Origin of the sequence: Microbacterium sp. NPDC088619 (assembly GCF_044752825.1) — a bacterium.
Lineage (GTDB): Bacteria > Actinomycetota > Actinomycetes > Actinomycetales > Microbacteriaceae > Microbacterium.
Window position 1 is genome coordinate 2,884,747 of sequence record NZ_JBIVLZ010000001.1, and the last position, 17,652, is coordinate 2,902,398.

At 68.4% G+C, this 17,652-nt stretch carries 18 protein-coding genes; 8 read left to right on the top strand and 10 right to left on the bottom strand.

Annotated elements, in window-relative coordinates; genetic code table 11:
- Positions 1-9: 9 nt before the first annotated feature.
- From ACIP5T_RS13950 to ACIP5T_RS13970, 5 genes are all read right to left on the bottom strand, one after another.
- A complete protein-coding gene (locus tag ACIP5T_RS13950) occupies positions 10-1,068 on the bottom strand; it encodes a PLP-dependent cysteine synthase family protein (RefSeq protein WP_400864280.1) in 1,059 nt (352 codons plus the stop codon).
- 20 nt (positions 1,069-1,088) lie between these two features.
- On the bottom strand, positions 1,089-1,610 hold the full coding sequence (locus tag ACIP5T_RS13955) for a hypothetical protein (protein ID WP_400864283.1): 522 nt from the start codon (positions 1,608-1,610) through the stop codon (positions 1,089-1,091).
- Positions 1,611-2,105: 495 nt separating this feature from the next.
- Positions 2,106-2,909: a GntR family transcriptional regulator gene (locus tag ACIP5T_RS13960; RefSeq protein WP_400864286.1), complete on the bottom strand. Its 804-nt coding sequence runs from the start codon at positions 2,907-2,909 to the stop codon at positions 2,106-2,108.
- A 1-nt stretch (position 2,910) separates the two neighbouring features.
- Positions 2,911-3,315, bottom strand: coding sequence for a D-ribose pyranase (gene rbsD / locus ACIP5T_RS13965; protein ID WP_400864289.1), 405 nt, complete (start codon positions 3,313-3,315; stop codon positions 2,911-2,913).
- Between the two features lie 19 nt (positions 3,316-3,334).
- The gene (locus ACIP5T_RS13970; RefSeq protein ID WP_400864292.1) at positions 3,335-4,285 is read right to left on the bottom strand and encodes a ribokinase; all 951 of its coding nucleotides are present in this window, start codon (positions 4,283-4,285) and stop codon (positions 3,335-3,337) included.
- Between the two features lie 107 nt (positions 4,286-4,392).
- Here ACIP5T_RS13970 and ACIP5T_RS13975 point away from each other — a divergent pair, with 107 nt between their 5' ends.
- On the top strand, positions 4,393-5,055 hold the full coding sequence (locus ACIP5T_RS13975) for a transaldolase family protein (RefSeq protein WP_400864294.1): 663 nt from the start codon (positions 4,393-4,395) through the stop codon (positions 5,053-5,055).
- Positions 5,056-5,229: 174 nt separating this feature from the next.
- On the opposite strand, the gene ACIP5T_RS13980 is transcribed toward ACIP5T_RS13975, so the two are convergent.
- The gene (locus tag ACIP5T_RS13980) at positions 5,230-5,907 is read right to left on the bottom strand and encodes a FadR/GntR family transcriptional regulator (RefSeq protein ID WP_400864297.1); all 678 of its coding nucleotides are present in this window, start codon (positions 5,905-5,907) and stop codon (positions 5,230-5,232) included.
- A 46-nt stretch (positions 5,908-5,953) separates the two neighbouring features.
- Here ACIP5T_RS13980 and ACIP5T_RS13985 point away from each other — a divergent pair, with 46 nt between their 5' ends.
- Positions 5,954-6,934 carry an amidohydrolase family protein gene (locus ACIP5T_RS13985; RefSeq protein ID WP_400864300.1) on the top strand — a complete coding sequence of 327 codons (981 nt, stop codon included), beginning with the start codon at positions 5,954-5,956 and terminating at the stop codon, positions 6,932-6,934.
- Positions 6,935-7,074: 140 nt separating this feature from the next.
- On the opposite strand, the gene ACIP5T_RS13990 is transcribed toward ACIP5T_RS13985, so the two are convergent.
- Entirely contained in the window at positions 7,075-7,848 is a 774-nt protein-coding gene (locus ACIP5T_RS13990) for an SDR family NAD(P)-dependent oxidoreductase (protein ID WP_400864303.1), read from the bottom strand.
- Positions 7,830-8,690 carry a fumarylacetoacetate hydrolase family protein gene (locus ACIP5T_RS13995; protein WP_400864305.1) on the bottom strand — a complete coding sequence of 287 codons (861 nt, stop codon included), beginning with the start codon at positions 8,688-8,690 and terminating at the stop codon, positions 7,830-7,832. Before ACIP5T_RS13995 ends, ACIP5T_RS13990 begins: the two co-directional genes overlap by 19 nt.
- Positions 8,691-8,825: 135 nt before the next feature.
- Between ACIP5T_RS13995 and ACIP5T_RS14000 the strand changes: the two genes are divergently transcribed.
- A complete protein-coding gene (locus ACIP5T_RS14000; RefSeq protein WP_400864307.1) occupies positions 8,826-10,121 on the top strand; it encodes an L-fuconate dehydratase in 1,296 nt (431 codons plus the stop codon).
- Positions 10,108-11,073, top strand: coding sequence for an aldo/keto reductase (locus ACIP5T_RS14005; protein WP_400864309.1), 966 nt, complete (start codon positions 10,108-10,110; stop codon positions 11,071-11,073). Before ACIP5T_RS14000 ends, ACIP5T_RS14005 begins: the two co-directional genes overlap by 14 nt.
- 15 nt (positions 11,074-11,088) lie before the next feature.
- Here ACIP5T_RS14005 and ACIP5T_RS14010 read toward each other — a convergent pair whose 3' ends face one another.
- Complete coding sequence (locus ACIP5T_RS14010) at positions 11,089-12,090, bottom strand: LacI family DNA-binding transcriptional regulator (RefSeq protein WP_400864312.1); 1,002 nt, start codon at positions 12,088-12,090, stop codon at positions 11,089-11,091.
- Between the two features lie 213 nt (positions 12,091-12,303).
- Between ACIP5T_RS14010 and ACIP5T_RS14015 the strand changes: the two genes are divergently transcribed.
- The 4 genes from ACIP5T_RS14015 to ACIP5T_RS14030 all read left to right on the top strand — a co-directional run bounded on the left by ACIP5T_RS14015 (position 12,304) and on the right by ACIP5T_RS14030 (position 16,948).
- The gene (locus tag ACIP5T_RS14015) at positions 12,304-13,173 is read left to right on the top strand and encodes a sugar phosphate isomerase/epimerase family protein (RefSeq protein ID WP_400864315.1); all 870 of its coding nucleotides are present in this window, start codon (positions 12,304-12,306) and stop codon (positions 13,171-13,173) included.
- 187 nt (positions 13,174-13,360) lie between these two features.
- Positions 13,361-14,863: a sugar ABC transporter ATP-binding protein gene (locus ACIP5T_RS14020; RefSeq protein WP_400864318.1), complete on the top strand. Its 1,503-nt coding sequence runs from the start codon at positions 13,361-13,363 to the stop codon at positions 14,861-14,863.
- Positions 14,863-15,897: an ABC transporter permease gene (locus ACIP5T_RS14025; RefSeq protein ID WP_311257874.1), complete on the top strand. Its 1,035-nt coding sequence runs from the start codon at positions 14,863-14,865 to the stop codon at positions 15,895-15,897. The genes ACIP5T_RS14020 and ACIP5T_RS14025 overlap by 1 nt, the downstream gene beginning before the upstream one ends.
- A gap of 49 nt (positions 15,898-15,946) precedes the next feature.
- Complete coding sequence (locus tag ACIP5T_RS14030) at positions 15,947-16,948, top strand: ABC transporter substrate-binding protein (protein ID WP_400864322.1); 1,002 nt, start codon at positions 15,947-15,949, stop codon at positions 16,946-16,948.
- Between the two features lie 387 nt (positions 16,949-17,335).
- On the opposite strand, the gene ACIP5T_RS14035 is transcribed toward ACIP5T_RS14030, so the two are convergent.
- Positions 17,336-17,632: a putative quinol monooxygenase gene (locus tag ACIP5T_RS14035; RefSeq protein WP_400864324.1), complete on the bottom strand. Its 297-nt coding sequence runs from the start codon at positions 17,630-17,632 to the stop codon at positions 17,336-17,338.
- Positions 17,633-17,652: the final 20 nt, after the last annotated feature.

Sequence of the window (17,652 nt, forward strand, 5' to 3'; positions counted from 1 at the left end):
GAACGCTGCTCAGTCGACCCAGACGCCGGTGTCGAGGAAGTGGTCGAGGCGCGCGCGATGCGGGGCGAGATCCCAGCCCTGCCCGGCGACCCACTCGTCGTTGAAGTACGTGCCCGCATAGCGGATGCCGCTGTCGCAGATCAGGGTGACGATGCTGCCTGTCTCCCCGGCGGCGCGCATGCGCGCGATCAGCTGGAACGCCCCGTAGAGGTTCGTGCCGGTCGAGCCGCCGGCCAGGTGCAGGGTGCGCTCGCGCAGCATCCGGATCGCGGCGATCGAGCCCGCATCGGGAACACGGATCATCTCGTCGATCACGCTCGGCACGAACGATGCCTCGACGCGCGGTCGGCCGATGCCCTCGATGCGACTCGGGCGCCCGACGGGTGGATCGACGGTTCCGGCCCAGCCGTCGTAGAACGCCGAGCCCTCGGGGTCGACGACCGCGATCTGCGTCTCGTGGCGGCGGTACTTGACGTACCGGCCGAAGGTCGCGCTCGTGCCGCCGGTGCCCGCACCCACCACGATCCAGCGGGGGATCGGATGCCGCTCCTGCGACAGCTGGCTGAAGACGCTCTCGGCGATGTTGTTGTTGCCTCGCCAGTCGGTGGCGCGCTCGGCGAACGTGAACTGGTCGAGATAGTGCCCGTGGCATTCGGACGCAAGACGCTGCGCCTCGGGCGACATGTCCTCGGCGCGGTCGACGAAATGGCAGCGCCCGCCGTAGAACTCGATGAGGTCGATCTTCTCCTGGCTGGTCGACCGCGGCACGACGGTGACGAACGGCAGCCCCAGCATCCGCGCGAAGTACGCCTCGGAGACGGCGGTGGATCCGCTCGAGGACTCCACGAGCGTCGAGTCCTCGGTGATGCGGCCGTTGACGAGTCCGTACAGGATCAGCGAGCGGGCGAGACGGTGCTTGAGCGAACCGGTGGGGTGCACCGACTCGTCTTTCAGATACAGATCGATGCCCCACTCGGGCGGCAGAGGGAACAGATGCAGATGCGTGTCTGCGCTGCGGTTCGCGTCGGCTTCCAGCAGGGCGATCGCGGTGCTGGTCCAGTCGCTCATCCTTCGAGCGTAACGCCCGTCTACCTGTCGGTGTAGCCGCCCTCGCCCGTCTCGCCGTCGTAGGTGAAGACCTTGTCTTCGAGAGAGATCTTGATGTCGTCGCCGAGCGGCTGCTGGGCGAGCAGGCGCTCCTCGAGCATCGCCATCCGCTCCTCGTACTCCTGCGCCTGCGCCTCGTCGGCGCCCCAGAGCGTCGCGACCTTCATGTCGGTGAGGAGGTAGAGGAAGGCCGAGACGGCGGTGCGGTTGAAGTCGTTGTCGGGGATGCTCTCCCACAGTGCGCCGCTGTCGCGCAGTCGCTTGTACTCGTCGATCTTCGCCTGCAGCGTCGCCTCGATGCCCGACGCATCGGAGTCACCGGAGCCGTCGGAATCGGAATCCGACTCGTTCTGCGGTGGGGCGGAGGGAGCTGCGGGCTCTTCCGTGATGGTCGTGTCCGGCGGCGCGGTCGCCGGTTCGGTACGCGAACTCAGCAGCAGGGTCACGGCCACGCCGACACCGACGACGATGATCAGCACGAACGCGGCGACCGCCGCGATCACGATGCCGAGGGTCCTGCCCGAGCGCGAAGGAGGGCTCGGGGGCGCGGAGGGGTACGGGTATGCCCCTCCGTAGGGTGCAGATGACTGCTGCCCCGTCGGGAACCGGCCCGGTTGCGGAGCCGGATACCCACCTGGCTGCGCTGCGGGATACTGCGACGGATGCTGCCCTGGCTGCGGAACCGAGGCGTAGGGAGGCAGCGGAGGTGCGGGAGGGCCCGCCGGGGAAGCGGGCTGCGAGCCGACCGCGTAGGGAGGGAGCGGAGGTGCCGCAGGGCCACCCACCGGCGGCGCGAGCGGCACGGATGACCCGGCGCCGGCGGGCGGCGCAGCGGGAGGCGGGGGGATGACCGGATCGGGATCCGCCCCTGTCGCGTGCGCGTCGTCGACCATCGTGTTGCCCCCCTGCTCGCGTCACCCGGTGCGACGCGTGCTCCGCTTCAGGCTAGCGGCCTCGGCCGACTCGCCCGGCTCGTCCGGCTCGTCCGGCTCGCCTGTTCAGCTGACGGTGCCGGCGCGGGACGTGCCGCCGTCGCCGTCGACGTGCAGCAGCGACGCCTGCGACTGCTCCTGCTGCAGTTGGAACTCGAAGCGCGAGCGGTCACCACGGTGGTGGGCCACGAAATACTCGATCGGGATGCCGTCGGCGGAACGACTCACGCTGCGCAGCCGCAGCAGCGCCGAGCCGGCGCTCACACCGAGATGCTGCGCCTGCTCGTGGGTCGCGACTGTGGCCTCGGCCGAGCGGACGCCGCTGGTCGCCACGATGTCGTGATCGGACAGCAGGCGATACAGCGATCGCTCCGACAGGTCGACGCCGAGCGTGACGCCGCCGACGGCATCCGGCATCCAGGTCGTGGAGAGCGACCACGGCTCGCCGTCGACGTGACGGAGGCGATCGAGCACCACGACGGGCGTGCCGACCTCGACCTCGAGCGCCGCCGCGATCTCGTCGTCGGCGAGCGTCTGCTCGTGCCGCAGCACGTCGCTGTGCACGTGTCCGCCGCGGCGCTCGACGTCGTCGTAGAGCCCGACCAGCGTGTGCACGAGGCTCTCACTCGTGCGCGGACGCGAGACGAACGTGCCCTTGCCCTTGACCCGCTCGACGAGCCCCTCGTGCTCGAGCTGGGCCAGCGCCTGGCGCACGACGGTGCGGGAGATGCCGTAGCGCTCGCACAGACGGTGCTCGCCGGGCAGCGGGTCGCCCGGCTGCAGGCCGTCTCGCGAGATGCCCTCGATGATCAGCTGACGCAGCTGGTCGTACATGGGTGCCGCGGAGTGGCGGTCGATCGTGTCGTTCATCTCAGTACGCCACTCCCGCATGCAGGATCACGTTGGCATACGGAGTGAACTCGCCCGAGCGCACGAACGCGCGCGCCGAGTGCGTCAGCTTCTTGAACTCGACGTGCGGGATGAGCTCGATCTCGAAGTCCTGGTCGGCGAAGCGCTCGCGCAGTGCGGCGAGGACCTCCGGGCTCTTGTCGGCGACCTCTTCCGACACGGTCGCTCCCTCGACGACGAGCTCGGCCAGCACGGTGTCGAGCACGTCGAAGAACGCCGGCGCCCCGGGGCGGTACGCGAGGTCGATGCGCTCGGACCCCGGCGGAATCGGCAGCCCCGCATCGGTCACCACCAGCAGATCGGTGTGGCCGGTCTCGCTGATGACGCGCGAGAGGGCGGGGTTGATGGTCGTCGCTGTCTTGCGCATGGTGTCTCCTCGGAGGATGTCAGTGGGCTTCTCGTGCGGCCAGGAATGCATCGACCTCGGCTCGCAGCGGCAGGCTCGGCGATGCGCCCTGCTTCGTGACGGCGAGGGCGCCGGCCGCGGTGGCGATGCGCACGGCATCCGTCAGCTCGAGGCCGTTCGCCAGTGCAGCACCGAGATACCCGGCGTAGGCGTCGCCCGCGGCGGTCGTGTCGACGGCCTCGACCGGGAACGGTGGGATGACGGATGCTCCGGCCGCCGTCACGACGCAGGATCCCTGTCCTGCGAGCGTGATCACGGCCGCACCGACACCGCGGTCGAGGAACCAGCGTCCTGCGAGCGCGGCTGAGGCGGCATCCGTCACCTCGATGCCGCTGAGCACCGACGCCTCGGTCTCGTTCGGAGTGACGATGTCGATGCTCGCCCAGACCGCGTCGTCGAGAGGAGCGGCGGGTGCCGGGTCGAGGATGACGGTCATGCCGTGCTCGCGTCCGCGCGACGTGATGTGCGCGGTGAGCGCCGACGGCGTCTCGAGCTGAGTCAGGAGCACCGACGTGGTCGGCGCGAGGGCCGCGAGCGCCGCATCGATCTGCTCGGTGCTGAGAGCGGCGTTGGCGAGCGGCACCATCACGATGTCGTTCTGCGCCGAGGCGTCGACGCGGATGTGCGCGATGCCCGTCGGCCCGGGCACCGTGCGCAGGTGCGCGAGGTCGACGCCTGCCTCGCTCAGCCCGTCGACGACGAGGTCGTGGAAGAGGTCGTCGCCGACGCATCCGACGAAGCTCGTGCGTGCTCCGGAGCGTCCGGCGGCGACCGCCTGGTTCGCGCCCTTGCCGCCGAGCATGAGGGTGAACTCGTCGCCGAGGATGGTCTCGCCGCGGGCGGGGAGTCGGGTCGAGAAGGTCGTCACGTCTGCGGTCACACTGCCGACGATGACGACGCCGGTGCGATCGGGCGAGGTGGCGGCTGTCATGGCACTCCTGATCGTCGTCGATGCGGGGTGCTTTGACATCCTCCGCGGCTGTCATTACATTAGCCGAATCCGAACCTGTAACGACAGGTTGTGCACAAGGAGACCCGATGACCGCGCTGGCCCCCCGTCTCTATGTCGACAGCGCGGACGTCGATCGCGTCGCCTCCCTCCTCGCGGCGGGGGTCGTGCACGGCGTCACGTCCAACCCCACGATCCTCGAGCGGGGTGGACGCACCGCCGCCGAGATCCCCGACCTCTATGCGCGCTGGTCGAGTGAAGGCGCCCGGGAGATCTTCTTCCAGACGTGGGGCGGCGACACCGCATCGTTCCTGCGCAACGCCGAGGGCATCCGGGCGCTCGGCGACAGGGTGGTCGTGAAGGTCCCCGCGACGCGCGACGGCTTCGCCGCGGCATCCGCTCTGGTGGCCGACGGCGCGACCGTGCTCGTCACCGCCGTCTATTCGGTCGCGCAGGCACTGGCCTGCGCCTCGATCGGCGCGCAGTACATCGCTCCCTACCTCGGACGGATGCGGGATGCCGGCATCGACGGGGATGCCGTGATCGCCCGCATGCAGGGGGTCTGTGCGGGCAGCGAGTCGAACGTGCTCGCGGCCAGCCTGCGCTCACCCGACGACATCACGGGTCTGCGGCTCGCGGGGGTGCCGTACTTCACCGCAGCCCCCGACGTGATCGAGCAGGTGCTGTTCCACGAGATCAGCGACAGCTCGGCGGCCGAGTTCGACGCGGCCATGGGGCGGCTCGGGGCCTGAGGCGGGATTCGATCGGGTGGTCCAGCGTCGGCCAGACGTGCCAGATGCGGCCCGACGTCACGGATACGGCCGAGCGAAGCGCGTCTGGCCGAACGTGCCGGCAAGGGCCGGGTGACGCGAGCGTGGAGGGAAGCTCCGAGGGACGTGCGCGCGGCCGAGAAGGACGACGCGGCGTCAGGCGGATGCCGCCTGGCGCAGCCACCGCTCGACCCCGGCGATGTGCGCGGTGGCGAGCGAGGTCGCGAGGCCCGAATCGTGCCGCGCGATCGCCTCGGCGATGGCCCGGTGCTCCGACAGGGTGCGTTCGACCGCCCCGCCCTCGGTGAGACCTCGCCACACGCGGGCACGCACGGTCTGGCTGCTCAGGTGCTCGATGAGGCTGGCGAGATAGGCGTTGCCCGCCATCCCGGCGATCTCGCGGTGGAAGCGGATGTCGTGCTCGACGAGCGCTTCGACGCTGACGGTGGGGTCGATGGACTCGACCTCGCGGTCGAGGTCGGCGATCGCCTCGTCGGTGCCGAGGGTGGCCGCGAGACCGGTCGCCTGCGACTCCAGCATCCGTCGCACTGCGAAGATCTCGAGCATCGAATCGTCGTCGTGCATGTCGACCACGAACGAGATCGCCTCGAGCAGCAGGTGGGGTTCGAGGCTCGTCACGTAGGTGCCGTCGCCGCGGCGCACGTCGAGCACGCGGATCACCTCGAGCGCTTTCACCGCCTCGCGCATCGAGTTGCGAGAGAGCCCGAGTCGCTCGGACAGCTCCTTCTCGGGAGGGAGGCGATCGCCGGGGGCGAGCTCGCCCGACACGATCATCGCCTTGATCTTCTCGATCGCGTCGTCAGTCACAGCCATGGCGTCATCCTAGCCATTCATCGGATGTCTGCGGCAGGATGGGGGCATGCGCGTACTCGATTCGCACCTGCACCTCTGGGATCCCGAGCTTCTGCACTACATCTGGCTCGAAGGCCCCCTCGGCTGGCTGTTCGGTGCGACCGAGATCGAGCATGCGCGAATAGGGCGGGCAACCTCCGAGCGGGCGGTCTTCGTGCAGGCCGAGACCATCGAGGACGACTTCCTCGACGAGGTGCGCTGGGTCGCGGGCCTGGCTGATCGGGTCGGGGTGGTCGGAATCGTCGCCGGCGCCCGCCTCGACCGCGGCACCGACACCACAGCGCACCTCGAGGGCCTCGCCGCCGAGCCGCTCGTGGTCGGAGTGCGGCACAACCTGCAGGGCGAGCCCGACGGACTCGCGGTGTCGGCCGCGTTCGTGACGGGGGCACGCGAGGTCGCCGCGCGCGAGTGGGCCTTCGACGCATGCGTGCGCGCCTCGCAGCTTCCGGAGATCGCTCGTCTCGCGGGAGCGGTGCCCGAACTGCGGATTGTGCTCGATCATCTCGGCAAGCCGACGGTCGGCACCGCGGATGCTCCGGTGGCACCGACGATGGAATGGGTGCGCGACCTCGACGACCTCGCACGGCATCCGAACGTGTGGTGCAAGCTGTCGGGGCTCCCGGCGGAGGCCGGCGGCGACTGGTCGGCCGAGCAGCTGCATCCGTTCCTCGACGCCGCAGCCGACGCGTTCGGGGTCGAGCGGCTCATGTGGGGGAGCGACTGGCCGGTCTCGGTCATCGGCCCCGCCGAGGCGGATGATCCGTATGCGAACGAAGACGGATCCCCGATGTACCAGCCGACGGCGCGCAGCCGGTGGGCGGATGCCGTGAGCGGCTGGGCCGAGCGCCGCGGGCACGACGTCGACGCCCTCATGTGGCGCAACGCTGAGGAGTTCTACCGCGTGGGCGCCAGGCCCCCGCGCGAGGATGCTCGGGAGGAGCGGCCGCGGCGCGGGTTCCTGGGGTGGTTGCGCGGCGACCGCGAGTAGCGGGCGCTCCTCACGCCCCGGCTGTCACGGCGTGCACACCGAGCCCCGAACAGCACACGAACTGCCGAGGATCGTGTGCGAATCGGGGCCTGCTGTGCTGTCCGGGACCGGGACCGGGACCGGGGTGGAGGCCGACGCGCTCAGCTGCCGGCGGGGCGGAGGCGCAGCTGCGCCATGCCGCCGTCGACCTCGATGAAGGTGCCGGTGGTGGATCCGGCGGCGGGGCTCACCAGGTAGGCGACAGCCGCGGCGACCTCGTCGGGCGAGACCAGACGGCCGTGCGGCTGGCGGGCCTCGAGGGCGGCCCGCTCGGCGGCCGGATCGTCGGCAGAGTCGAGCAGGCGTCCGACCCAGGGGGTGTCGGCGGTGCCGGGGTTCACGGCGTTGACGCGGATGCCGTCGCGCAGGTGATCGGCGGCCATGGCTCGCGTCAGAGCGGAGACGGCACCCTTCGACGCGCTGTAGAGCGCGCGCTGGGGCAGACCGGTGGTCGAGGCGATGGATGCCGTGTTGCAGACGGCCGCACTCGGCGACTTCTTGAGCCACGGCAGCGCCGCCGAGGTGACGCGAGCGATGCCGGTGACGTTGATCGAGAGCACCCGGGCCCACTCGTCGTCATCGTTGGCGCTGATGTCACCCTGCGCGCCGACGCCGGCGTTGTTCACCACGATGTCGATGCGGCCGAACCTCTCGGCGACGGCCGCGACGGCGGCATCCACCGATGCACGGTCGGACACGTCGGCCGTGAACGCGGCGAAGGCGGCGTCCGCTCCTGAGGTGTCGCGGTCGAGCACCGCGATCTGAGCTCCATCGGCGTGCAGGCGGGCGGCGACGGCCGCGCCGATTCCGGATGCTCCGCCCGTGACGATCGCGACGAGTCCGTCGAGTGTCCTGGTCACTTCTGTGCCTCCCATGCCACGAACTCCTGGCGCTGATGCCCGAGTCCTTCGATCTCGATCTCGACCACGTCGCCCGCCTTCAGGTAGGGGAACTTGCCCCCGAATGCGACACCCTGCGGGGTGCCGGTGAGGATCAGATCGCCGGGCTCGAGGGTGACGTACTGCGACAGGTGGTGCACGATCACGCGCACGTCGAAGATCATGTCGTTCGTGTTCGAGTCCTGACGGGTCTCGCCGTTGACCCAGCTGCGCAGCTGCAGGTCGTCGACGTCGACCTCGTCGGGGGTGACCAGCCACGGGCCGGTCGGGTTGAAGCCGGGCGCGATCTTGCCCTTCGACCACTGCCCGCCCGAGACCTCCATCTGGAAGGCGCGCTCCGAGACGTCGTTCGCGGTGACGTAGCCGGCGATGTGTGCGTCGGCATCCTCGGGCGAATCCAGGTAGGCGGCGCGGGCGCCGATGACGATGCCGAGCTCGACCTCCCAGTCGGTCTTCTCGCTGCCGCGGGGGATCGTGACGGCATCGTTCGGGCCGACGACCGTGTTCGGGGTCTTCAGGAACATGATCGGCACGGTCGGCGGCTCGGAGCCCGACTCGCGGGCGTGGGCGGCGTAGTTCTGACCGATGCAGATGACGACGCTGGGGCGGGCGATCGGCGCTCCGATGCGCATCGCAGCAGCGTCCTCGAGCACAGGCAGCTCGTCGGCGGCGCGAGCGGCGTCGATCCGTGCGCGAAAGTCGGTGGCGAGGAAGTCACCGTTCACATCGGATGTCACCGACCTCAGATCGAGGTAGCGCTCGCCTTCGACGAGGACGGGGATCTCGGCGCCGGGAGTGCCTAGCCGTGCGAACTTCATGTCTCTCCTGACCGCGGGGGATTCTGTGCTGCTGAGGGCGCGCCGTGGTGGCCCGTCTCGTTGACAGTATAGACATCGGATGTTTACACTCCAAGAGATCCGCACGAATCCCCACCCCGTGCACGAGAGGACCCCGTGAGCCGCATCGTCGCCCTCGACACGACCGACATCCGCTTCCCCACGTCGCTGAGTCTGGACGGGTCGGATGCCATGAACCCCGACCCCGACTACTCCGCTGCATACGTGATCGTGCGCACGGATGCTGAAGACGGCATCGACGGCCACGCCTTCGTCTTCACGATCGGCCGCGGCAACGACGTGCAGGTCGCCGCGATAGACGCGCTCGCCGGGCACCTCGTCGGTCGCGAGATCGAGCCGCTGCTGGACGACATGGGCACGACGTTCCGCGACATCATCGGCGACTCGCAGCTGCGCTGGCTCGGCCCCGAGAAGGGCGTGATGCACATGGCCATCGGCGCGGTCGTCAACGCGCTCTGGGACATCAAGGCCAAACGCGCCGGTCTGCCGCTCTGGCAGCTGCTGGCGAGGATGACGCCGGAGGAGCTCGTGGGCCTCGTCGACTTCCGCTACCTCACCAATGCGCTGACGCCCGAGGATGCCCTCGAGATCCTGCGCGCCGCCGAACCCGGGCGCCTCGAGCGCGAGCGGGAGCTGCTGGCCACCGGATATCCGGGTTACACGACCAGTCCCGGCTGGCTCGGCTACTCCGACGAGAAGCTCGAGCGCCTGGCTCGCGAGGCGATGGCCGACGGCTTCACGCAGATCAAGCTCAAGGTCGGCGCCGACCTTGACGACGACATCCGCCGGTTCCGCAAGGCGCGCGAGGTCTGCGGACCAGACTTCCCCATCGCGATCGACGCGAACCAGCGGTGGGAGGTGTCGGAGGCGATCGAGTGGGTCAACGCGCTCGCCGAGTTCCACCCCGCCTGGATCGAGGAGCCCACCAGCCCCGACGATGTGCTCGGTCACGCCGAGATCGCCAGGGGAGTCGCGCCCATTCGCGTCGCGACCGGCGAGCACGCCCAGAACCGCGTGATCTTCAAGCAGCTGCTGCAGGCCGAAGCGATCTCGGTCATGCAGATCGACGCCGTGCGTGTCGCGGGGGTCAACGAGAACATCGCCAACCTGCTGCTGGCCGCGAAGTTCGGTGTGCCGGTGTGCCCGCACGCCGGTGGTGTCGGACTGTGCGAGGCCGTGCAGCACCTGTCGATGTTCGACTTCGTCGCCGTCACCGGCACGCGTGAGGGACGGATGATCGAGTTCGTCGACCACCTGCACGAGCACTTCGTGATCCCCACCGACATCCAGGGCGGCTCGTACATGGCGCCGACCGTGCCGGGTTCGGGCATGGAGATGAAGGCCGAGAGCATCGCCGCCTACACCTGGACGGGGCAGCATGTCGGGGTCTGATGCTCTGGCGGTTCCCTCGCTCGGGTACGGCGCCGCGAACGTCGGCAACCTCTTCCGCGCGCTGAGCGACGACGAATCGTGGGCCGTGCTGGATGCGGCGTGGGACAGCGGCATCCGCTACTTCGACACCGCTCCGCACTATGGCCTCGGGCTCTCGGAGCGTCGCCTCGGGGCGTTCCTGCAGACCAAGCCGCGCGATGAGTACGTGCTGTCGACCAAGGTCGGAAGGCTGCTGCGGCCGAACCCCGACCACGACGGCGGCCTCGACACCGCGAACGACTTCCACGTGCCCGACGACCTGCAGCGCGTGTGGGACTTCTCGGCATCGGGGATCCGCGCCAGTCTCGACGAGTCGCGCGAGCGCCTCGGCATCGATCGGATCGACCTGCTCTACCTGCACGACCCCGAGCGCCACGACCTCGACCTCGCACTCGCGGAGGCGCTGCCGGCGCTCGAGCAGCTGCGGGCCGACAGCGAGGTGACCGCCGTCGGAATCGGGTCGATGGTGTCGGAGGCGCTCGCCGCGTCCGTGCGCGCCGCAGACCTCGACCTGGTCATGGTCGCCGGTCGGTACACGCTGCTCGAGCAGCCCGCAGCGGCTGACGTGCTGCCGGCCTGCCGCGAGACCGGAACGGGGATCGTCGCGGCGTCGGTCTTCAACTCGGGATTGCTGGCGTCGGACGAACCCCGTCGGGACGGCCGGTACGAGTACGGCCAGCTGCCCGACGAGCTCTGGGAACGGCTGCTGCGCATCGCCCGGGTGTGCGCCGAGCACGACGTGCCGCTGCCCGCCGCGGCGATCCAGTTCCCGCTGCAGTCCGATGTGGTGCGCTCGGTGGTGGTCGGAGGAAGTCGTCCGGCGCAGCTGCGCCAGAACTCCGAGTACGCGGCGCTCGAGATTCCCGGCGCCCTGTGGGCTGAGCTCGCTGCTGAAGGGCTGATCCCGGCCTGAGCCAGGGGCGGCGGGTCAGCGCCCGACGGTCGACTCGCGGACCACGAGCTCGGCGGCGAACGGCGTCGGCGCGGGGAGCTCGGCCGTGGGGTCGGAGAGCTGACGGATCAGCGCGGCACCCGCAGCGCGGCCGATCTCGTACCCGGGCTGCCGCACGCTCGTCAACGGCACGACGCTCTGGTGGGCCTGTGCGACATCGTCGAAGCCGACCAGCGCGATCTCCTCGGGCACGCGGATGCTCCGGCGCAGCAGCTGGGTGAGCACGCCGATCGCCACCATGTCGTTCGCGGCGAAGATCGCGTCGGGCCGTTCGGCCGCGGGCATCTCGGCGATCCGCGCGCCGACGTCGAGGCCGTCCTCGGTCGTCAGGTGCGGCACATCGAGCACCGTGACCGCGGCGTCCGACGCGGTGACGGCGTCGCGCAGCCCGAGGAGCCGGTCGTTCGACTGGCTGACGCTCGGGGCGCCCAGGAACAGGATCCTGCGGCGTCCGATCGACAGCAGGTGCTCACCGGCGAGACGCCCGCCGCCGCGGTCGTCGAAGAGGACGGAGCCGACGGTCGGGGAATCGGGGATGGGCCCGACCACCACCGAGCGGATGCCGCGGTCGGCGAGCTGTTCGAGCCGGGGCACCACGTCTTCGAGCGGGTAGATGACGATGCCCTGTACCCGGTGCGCCTCGAACATGTCGATGTTGCGGCGCTCGAGAGAGGCGTCGCGGTTGCTGTTGCTGAAGAAGAGCGACCAGCCTTCCTCGCGGGCGACATCTTCGACCCCGCGCGAGAGCTCGTGGAAGTACGGAAGCCAGGCGTCGAGGAGGATCAGCGCGAGCGCCTTGCTCGACCCCGCGCGCAGCTGCCGTGCCGATTCGTTGGGCACGTAGCCGAGCTGCTCGATCGCGTCCCTGACCTTCGCTGCGCTCGCCTCGCCCAGCACATGCGGGTGGTTGAGGTAGTTCGACACGGTCGAGGAGGAGACCCCGGCGAGGGCGGCGACGTCTTTGACGCTGGCTGGCATGGAGCTCCCTGTCGACTGCGCGGTGCGCGATTGTGCGAGCGTGGCTGCTCGCCCGCGCGGCGCTGACGGATCCACAGTAGCCGAGGGATTGGCACGTGCCAAGAAAGTTCTTGACACGGTCATCCGACCCCGCGTACCGTGACCTGAACGCAGACTTGGCACGTGCCAAATTGCAGAGGCGATGGTGCCCCACACCCGTCTCCGAGAGGTCTCATGAACATCGGATGCCACGGGCTCGTCTGGACCGGACGCTTCGACGCCGACGGCATCCGCCTCTCCGTCGAGAAGACCAAGGCGGCGGGGTTCGACCTGATCGAGTTCCCGCTGATGGATCCCTTCACGTTCGATGTGGCCGCCGCGAAGGATGCCCTCGAAGAGCACGACCTCGCCGTCAGCGCCTCGCTCGGGCTGTCGGGTGCGACCGACGTCACCAGCTCCGACCCTGCTGTGGTGGCCGCGGGGGAGGCTCTGCTGCTCAAGGCGGTCGACGTGCTCGCCGATCTCGGCGGGCATCACTTCTGCGGCGTGATCTACAGCGCGATGCAGAAGTACATGGACCCGGTCACCCCCGAGGGGCTCGAGAGCAGTCGCCGCACGATCGCCCGGGTCGCCGACCACGCCGCCGAGCGCGGCATCTCGGTCTCACTCGAGGTGGTCAACCGCTACGAGACGAATGTGCTGAACACCGCACGGCAAGCGCTCGCCTACCTCGCGGAGGTGGACCGGCCGAACCTGGGCATCCATCTCGACACGTACCACATGAACATCGAGGAGTCGGATATGTTCGCGCCGGTCCTCGATGCGGCTCCCGCCCTCCGCTACGTGCACATCGGCGAGAGCCACCGCGGCTATCTCGGCACGGGAACCGTCGACTTCGACAACTTCTTCAAGGCGCTAGGCCGCATCGGCTACGACGGTCCGATCGTGTTCGAGTCGTTCTCGTCGGCGGTCGTCGCGCCCGACCTCAGCCGGATGCTCGGCATCTGGCGCAACCTGTGGACCGACAACGTCGAACTCGGCGCACACGCCAACGCCTACATCCGCGACAAGCTCGTCGCGGTCGACTCGATCCGGCTGCACTGAGTGGGCCCGATCACCGGATCGGGCGACCTGTTGCCAACTTGTTATTACAGGTCTTCCCATCCGGAGAAGTCTTAGTTACATTTAGATACAACTTGCGCAGGGTGGGGCGCAGGACGCAGAATTGATCCGATGTTTCCAGGCTCGACTGGAATATCGCATTTCGACCTTCAAGGAAGCAGGTGAGCACATGAGTGACCCCATTCTCAGAGTCGAGGGGATCAGCAAGGGATTCCCCGGTGTGCAGGCTCTCAAGGACGTGCACCTCGAGGTGCGGGCCGGCGAAGTGCTGGTGCTCGTGGGCGAGAACGGCGCGGGCAAGTCGACTCTGATGAAGATCCTCTCCGGGATCTACACCAAGGACGAGGGCACGATCACGTTCGAGGGCCAGGAGGTCGAGCTCACCAGCCCGCTGCAGGCGCAGCAGCTCGGCATCACGATCATCCACCAGGAACTCAACCTGATGCCCGACCTCACCGTGGCGCAGAACATCTACGTGGGACGCGAGCCCACCACGGGGCCCTTCCTGTCGGAGCGCAAGCTCAACACGCAGACTGCCGAGCTGCTCGATCGCCTCGGCATCCGGCTCAACCCACGGCAGCTCGTGGGTGAGCTCACCGTGGCCGAGCAGCAGATGGTCGAGATCGCCAAGGCTCTCTCGTTCAACGCCAAGGTGCTCATCATGGACGAGCCGACCTCGGCACTCACCGACTCCGAGACCGAGACCCTGTTCGTGCTCATCGAGCAGCTGCGGGCGACCGGCACCGGAATCGTCTACATCTCGCACCGCATGGACGAGCTGCGGCGCCTGGCGGACCGGGTCACGGTGCTGCGCGATGGCACATACATCGGATCACTGGACAAGTCAGAGGTCAGCATCCCGAAGATCATCGAGATGATGGTCGGACGCGTGATCGACGAGGGAACCCGCCCCGAGGCCCGCGAGCACGCCAACGATCCGATCGTGCTCGACGTGCAGGGGCTCTCGACCAAGAGCCTGCTCAAAGACGTGTCGTTCCAATTGCACAAGGGCGAGATCCTCGGATTCGCAGGCCTCATGGGTGCCGGGCGCACCGAGACCGCGCGGGCCATCATCGGCGCCGACCACCGGGATGCGGGCACGATCTCGATCAGCGGACGACCGGTGCGCATCGCACAGCCGGCGGATGCCGTGAAGCACGGCCTCGGCTACCTCTCGGAGGACCGCAAGCTGCTCGGCCTGATGCTCGAGCAGGACGTGACCTTCAACACCGTGCTCGCCTCGCTCGGCTCGTATGCCAACGGCATCGGGTGGATGGGCGACAGCAAGGCCAAGAGCCGCACCAAGGAGTACGTGCAGCAGCTGAGGGTCAAGACGCCCTCGGTGAACCAGGTCGTGAAGCTGCTCTCGGGAGGAAACCAGCAGAAGGTCGTCATCGCCCGGTGGCTGATGCGCGACTGCGACATCCTCATCTTCGACGAGCCGACGCGAGGCATCGACGTCGGCGCGAAGGAAGAGATCTACCGCCTGATGCAGCAGCTCGCTGACCAGGGCAAATCCATCATCGTCATCTCGTCGGAACTTCCGGAGATCCTCCGCGTCGCGAACCGCATCGCGGTCTTCGCGAACGGACGCGTCACCGGCACCCTCCGCAACGAGGAAGCCAGCCAGGAGAAGATCATGCAACTCGCAGCCCACGGAGAGGAAGACTGATGAGCGCTCCGCAGCAGCCCGGATCGTCTACGACGACGATCATCCAGACCGCGCTCGATGAGAACACCGACAAGCGCGATGTCGGAGCGTTCCTGAAGCGTCAGCTCCAGCAGTCGCTCGCCTTCGGCACGCTGATCGTGCTGGTGCTGTTCTTCTCGATCGCCAGCCCCAACTTCTTCACGTTCAGCAACATCGCCACGGTGCTGCTCTCGACGGCGGTCATCGGCATCCTCGCCCTCGGCACCACGTTCGTCATCATCACCGGCGGCATCGACCTGTCGATCGGAACCGGCATGGCGCTGTGCGCGGTGATGACGGGTGTCATCGTCACGAACATGGGCCTTCCGGTCTGGGTCGGCGTCATCGGCGGCATCCTCACCGGTGTGCTGATGGGCCTGGTGAACGGCGTGAACATCACGTTCCTCCGACTCCCGCCGTTCATCGCGACGCTCGCGATGATGATGATCGCCGGCGGTCTCGCCCTCGTCATCTCGAACGTCGCCCCGATCTACTTCTCGACCTCGGCTCCCGACTTCAAGAAGATCGCGCTCGGCGTGATCATCCCCGGCATCCCGAACGCGGTGCTCATCACCGCGGCTCTCGCGATCGTCGCCTTCCTCGTGCTGTCGAAGACGCTGCTCGGTCGCTACACGTTCGCGATCGGCTCGAACGAGGAGGCGACCCGCCTGTCGGGCGTCAACACCCGCCGCTGGACGATCCTCATCTACATGTTCGCCGGCGCCTTCACCGGTATCGCGGGCATCGTGATCGCCGCCCGGCTCGACTCGGCGCAGCCCCAGATCGGCACCGGCTACGAGCTGCAGGCGATCGCCGCGGTGATCATCGGCGGCACCTCCCTGCTCGGCGGACGAGGGTCGATCCTCGGCACCGTCATCGGCGCGCTGATCATGAGCGTGCTCGTCAACGGCCTGCGCATCATGTCGATCCAGTCGGAATGGCAGAACATCGTCGTCGGCGTCGTCGTGCTGCTGGCCGTGTTCCTCGACTCGCTGCGCAACCGGCAGCGCACCTGACCCACTCGACCTATCCCCCCACCACCACACAGAGAACAATGGAGTTTCCATGAAATTCGGCAAGAAGACCGCATTCGCGGCACTCGTGGCCGCATCCGCCCTCGTCTTCGCGGGGTGCGCAGGCGGCGGTGACGTCATCGAAGAAGGCGGCGGCACCGACGGATCGAGCGGCGACGGTGAGATGTACATCGCGCTCGTCTCGAAGGGCTTCCAGCACCAGTTCTGGCAGGCCGTCAAGCAGGGCGCTCAGGAGAAGGCAGACGAGCTCGGCGTGAAGATCACGTTCGAAGGCCCCGCCGCCGAGACCGAGATCGCCCAGCAGCTCGAGATGCTCACCAGCGCCATCGACAAGAACCCGGATGCCATCGCATACGCAGCGCTGGACCCCGAGGCCTGTGTCGCCCCGCTCGAGCAGGCGAAGTCGAAGGACATCCCTGTCGTGTACTTCGACGCTCCCTGCAACGGCGACGTCGGGCTCAGCCTGGCCGCGACCGACAGCAAGGTCGCCGGCGCGCTGGCTGCAGAGCACATGGCAGAGCTGATCGGCGGCGAGGGCGAGGTCGCGATCGTCGGCCACTCGCAGATCAACTCGACCGGTGTCGAGCGTCGTGACGGCTTCGTCGAGAAGATGGAAGCCGACTTCCCCGACATCGACATCGTCGACATCCAGTACGGCGACGGCGACCACCTGAAGTCGGCCGACATCGCCAAGACGCTGATCGCCGCCCACCCCGACCTCAAGGGCATCTACGGCACCAACGAGGGTTCGGCCATCGGCGTCGTGAACGCCGTGAACGAGCTCGGTCTCGAGAAGGGCAAGATCACGATCGTCGGCTTCGACTCGGGAGCGGCCCAGATCAACGCGATCAAGGACGGCACGATGGCCGGCGCCATCACGCAGGACCCGATCGGCATCGGCGCGCAGGTCGTCCAGGCGGCATACGACGCAGCCAACGGCGACACCGTCGACGAGTTCTACGACACGGGTTCGTACTGGTACGACAGCACGAACCTCGAGGATGAGAAGATCGCAGCCGTCCTCTACGAGTGACCCGCTGAGATCGCAGAAGCCCCTCGCCTTCGGGCGGGGGGCTTTCTGTGTGCCCGGGGCTTCTGCGTGCCGGGTGGTTTTCTGTGTGCCGGGTGGCCGGGGGCTGGCGGCATCCGTGCACGGCTGCATGCTCAGATCACGGATGCAGGCCCAGACGCGGGGAATCGGCATGCAGGTGTGTTCTGAGCATGCAGGTGTGAGGGGCTGCAGGTGTGAGGGGTGGATGCGGGAGGGGTGCGGGTGAGGCCTCGGCGCACAGGTGCATGCTCAGATCGCGGATGCAGGCCCAGACGCGGGGAATCGGCATGCAGGTGTGTTCTGGGCATGCAGGTGTGAGGGGCTGCAGGTGTGAGGGGCGGATGCCGGGGAGGGGAGCGCGCGGCGTCGTCAGATCCGGCGGAGGAAGGTCAGGATCGACGACGGCTCGACGATCAGCTGCTGCAGCGCCTCGTTGAACGGGACCCCGGCCGGGGCTGCGATGTGCGCCCGGAAGGCCGCCTCGTCGCGATAGACCTCGTAGACGAAGAACCGGTCGGGGTCATCGACGAGGCGCGTCGCATCGAACACGACGTTGCCATCTTCGGCTCGCACGACCTCGGCGAAATCGCGGAGCAGTGCGGCGACCTCGTCGCCCTTCTCGGGGCGTGCGGTAAACACGGCGTGCAAAATGGTCGGCTCGGCCATGAGGGCTCCTCGGGATGGAT

Excerpts from the sequence above, each read along its gene's own strand:
- ACIP5T_RS13985 (WP_400864300.1), top strand. The coding sequence starts at position 5,954 with ATGCGCGTACTCGATTCGCACCTGCACCTCTGGGATCCCGAGCTTCTG.
- ACIP5T_RS13970 (WP_400864292.1), bottom strand. The coding sequence starts at position 4,285 with ATGACAGCCGCCACCTCGCCCGATCGCACCGGCGTCGTCATCGTCGGC.
- ACIP5T_RS14010 (WP_400864312.1), bottom strand. The coding sequence starts at position 12,090 with ATGCCAGCCAGCGTCAAAGACGTCGCCGCCCTCGCCGGGGTCTCCTCC.
- ACIP5T_RS14015 (WP_400864315.1), top strand. The coding sequence starts at position 12,304 with ATGAACATCGGATGCCACGGGCTCGTCTGGACCGGACGCTTCGACGCC.
- ACIP5T_RS13975 (WP_400864294.1), top strand. The coding sequence starts at position 4,393 with ATGACCGCGCTGGCCCCCCGTCTCTATGTCGACAGCGCGGACGTCGAT.
- ACIP5T_RS13950 (WP_400864280.1), bottom strand. The coding sequence starts at position 1,068 with ATGAGCGACTGGACCAGCACCGCGATCGCCCTGCTGGAAGCCGACGCG.
- ACIP5T_RS14020 (WP_400864318.1), top strand. The coding sequence starts at position 13,361 with ATGAGTGACCCCATTCTCAGAGTCGAGGGGATCAGCAAGGGATTCCCC.
- ACIP5T_RS14035 (WP_400864324.1), bottom strand. The coding sequence starts at position 17,632 with ATGGCCGAGCCGACCATTTTGCACGCCGTGTTTACCGCACGCCCCGAG.
- ACIP5T_RS14030 (WP_400864322.1), top strand. The coding sequence starts at position 15,947 with ATGAAATTCGGCAAGAAGACCGCATTCGCGGCACTCGTGGCCGCATCC.
- ACIP5T_RS13980 (WP_400864297.1), bottom strand. The coding sequence starts at position 5,907 with ATGGCTGTGACTGACGACGCGATCGAGAAGATCAAGGCGATGATCGTG.
- rbsD (WP_400864289.1), bottom strand. The coding sequence starts at position 3,315 with ATGCGCAAGACAGCGACGACCATCAACCCCGCCCTCTCGCGCGTCATC.
- ACIP5T_RS14005 (WP_400864309.1), top strand. The coding sequence starts at position 10,108 with ATGTCGGGGTCTGATGCTCTGGCGGTTCCCTCGCTCGGGTACGGCGCC.
- ACIP5T_RS14025 (WP_311257874.1), top strand. The coding sequence starts at position 14,863 with ATGAGCGCTCCGCAGCAGCCCGGATCGTCTACGACGACGATCATCCAG.
- ACIP5T_RS13995 (WP_400864305.1), bottom strand. The coding sequence starts at position 8,690 with ATGAAGTTCGCACGGCTAGGCACTCCCGGCGCCGAGATCCCCGTCCTC.
- ACIP5T_RS13960 (WP_400864286.1), bottom strand. The coding sequence starts at position 2,909 with ATGAACGACACGATCGACCGCCACTCCGCGGCACCCATGTACGACCAG.
- ACIP5T_RS13990 (WP_400864303.1), bottom strand. The coding sequence starts at position 7,848 with ATGGGAGGCACAGAAGTGACCAGGACACTCGACGGACTCGTCGCGATC.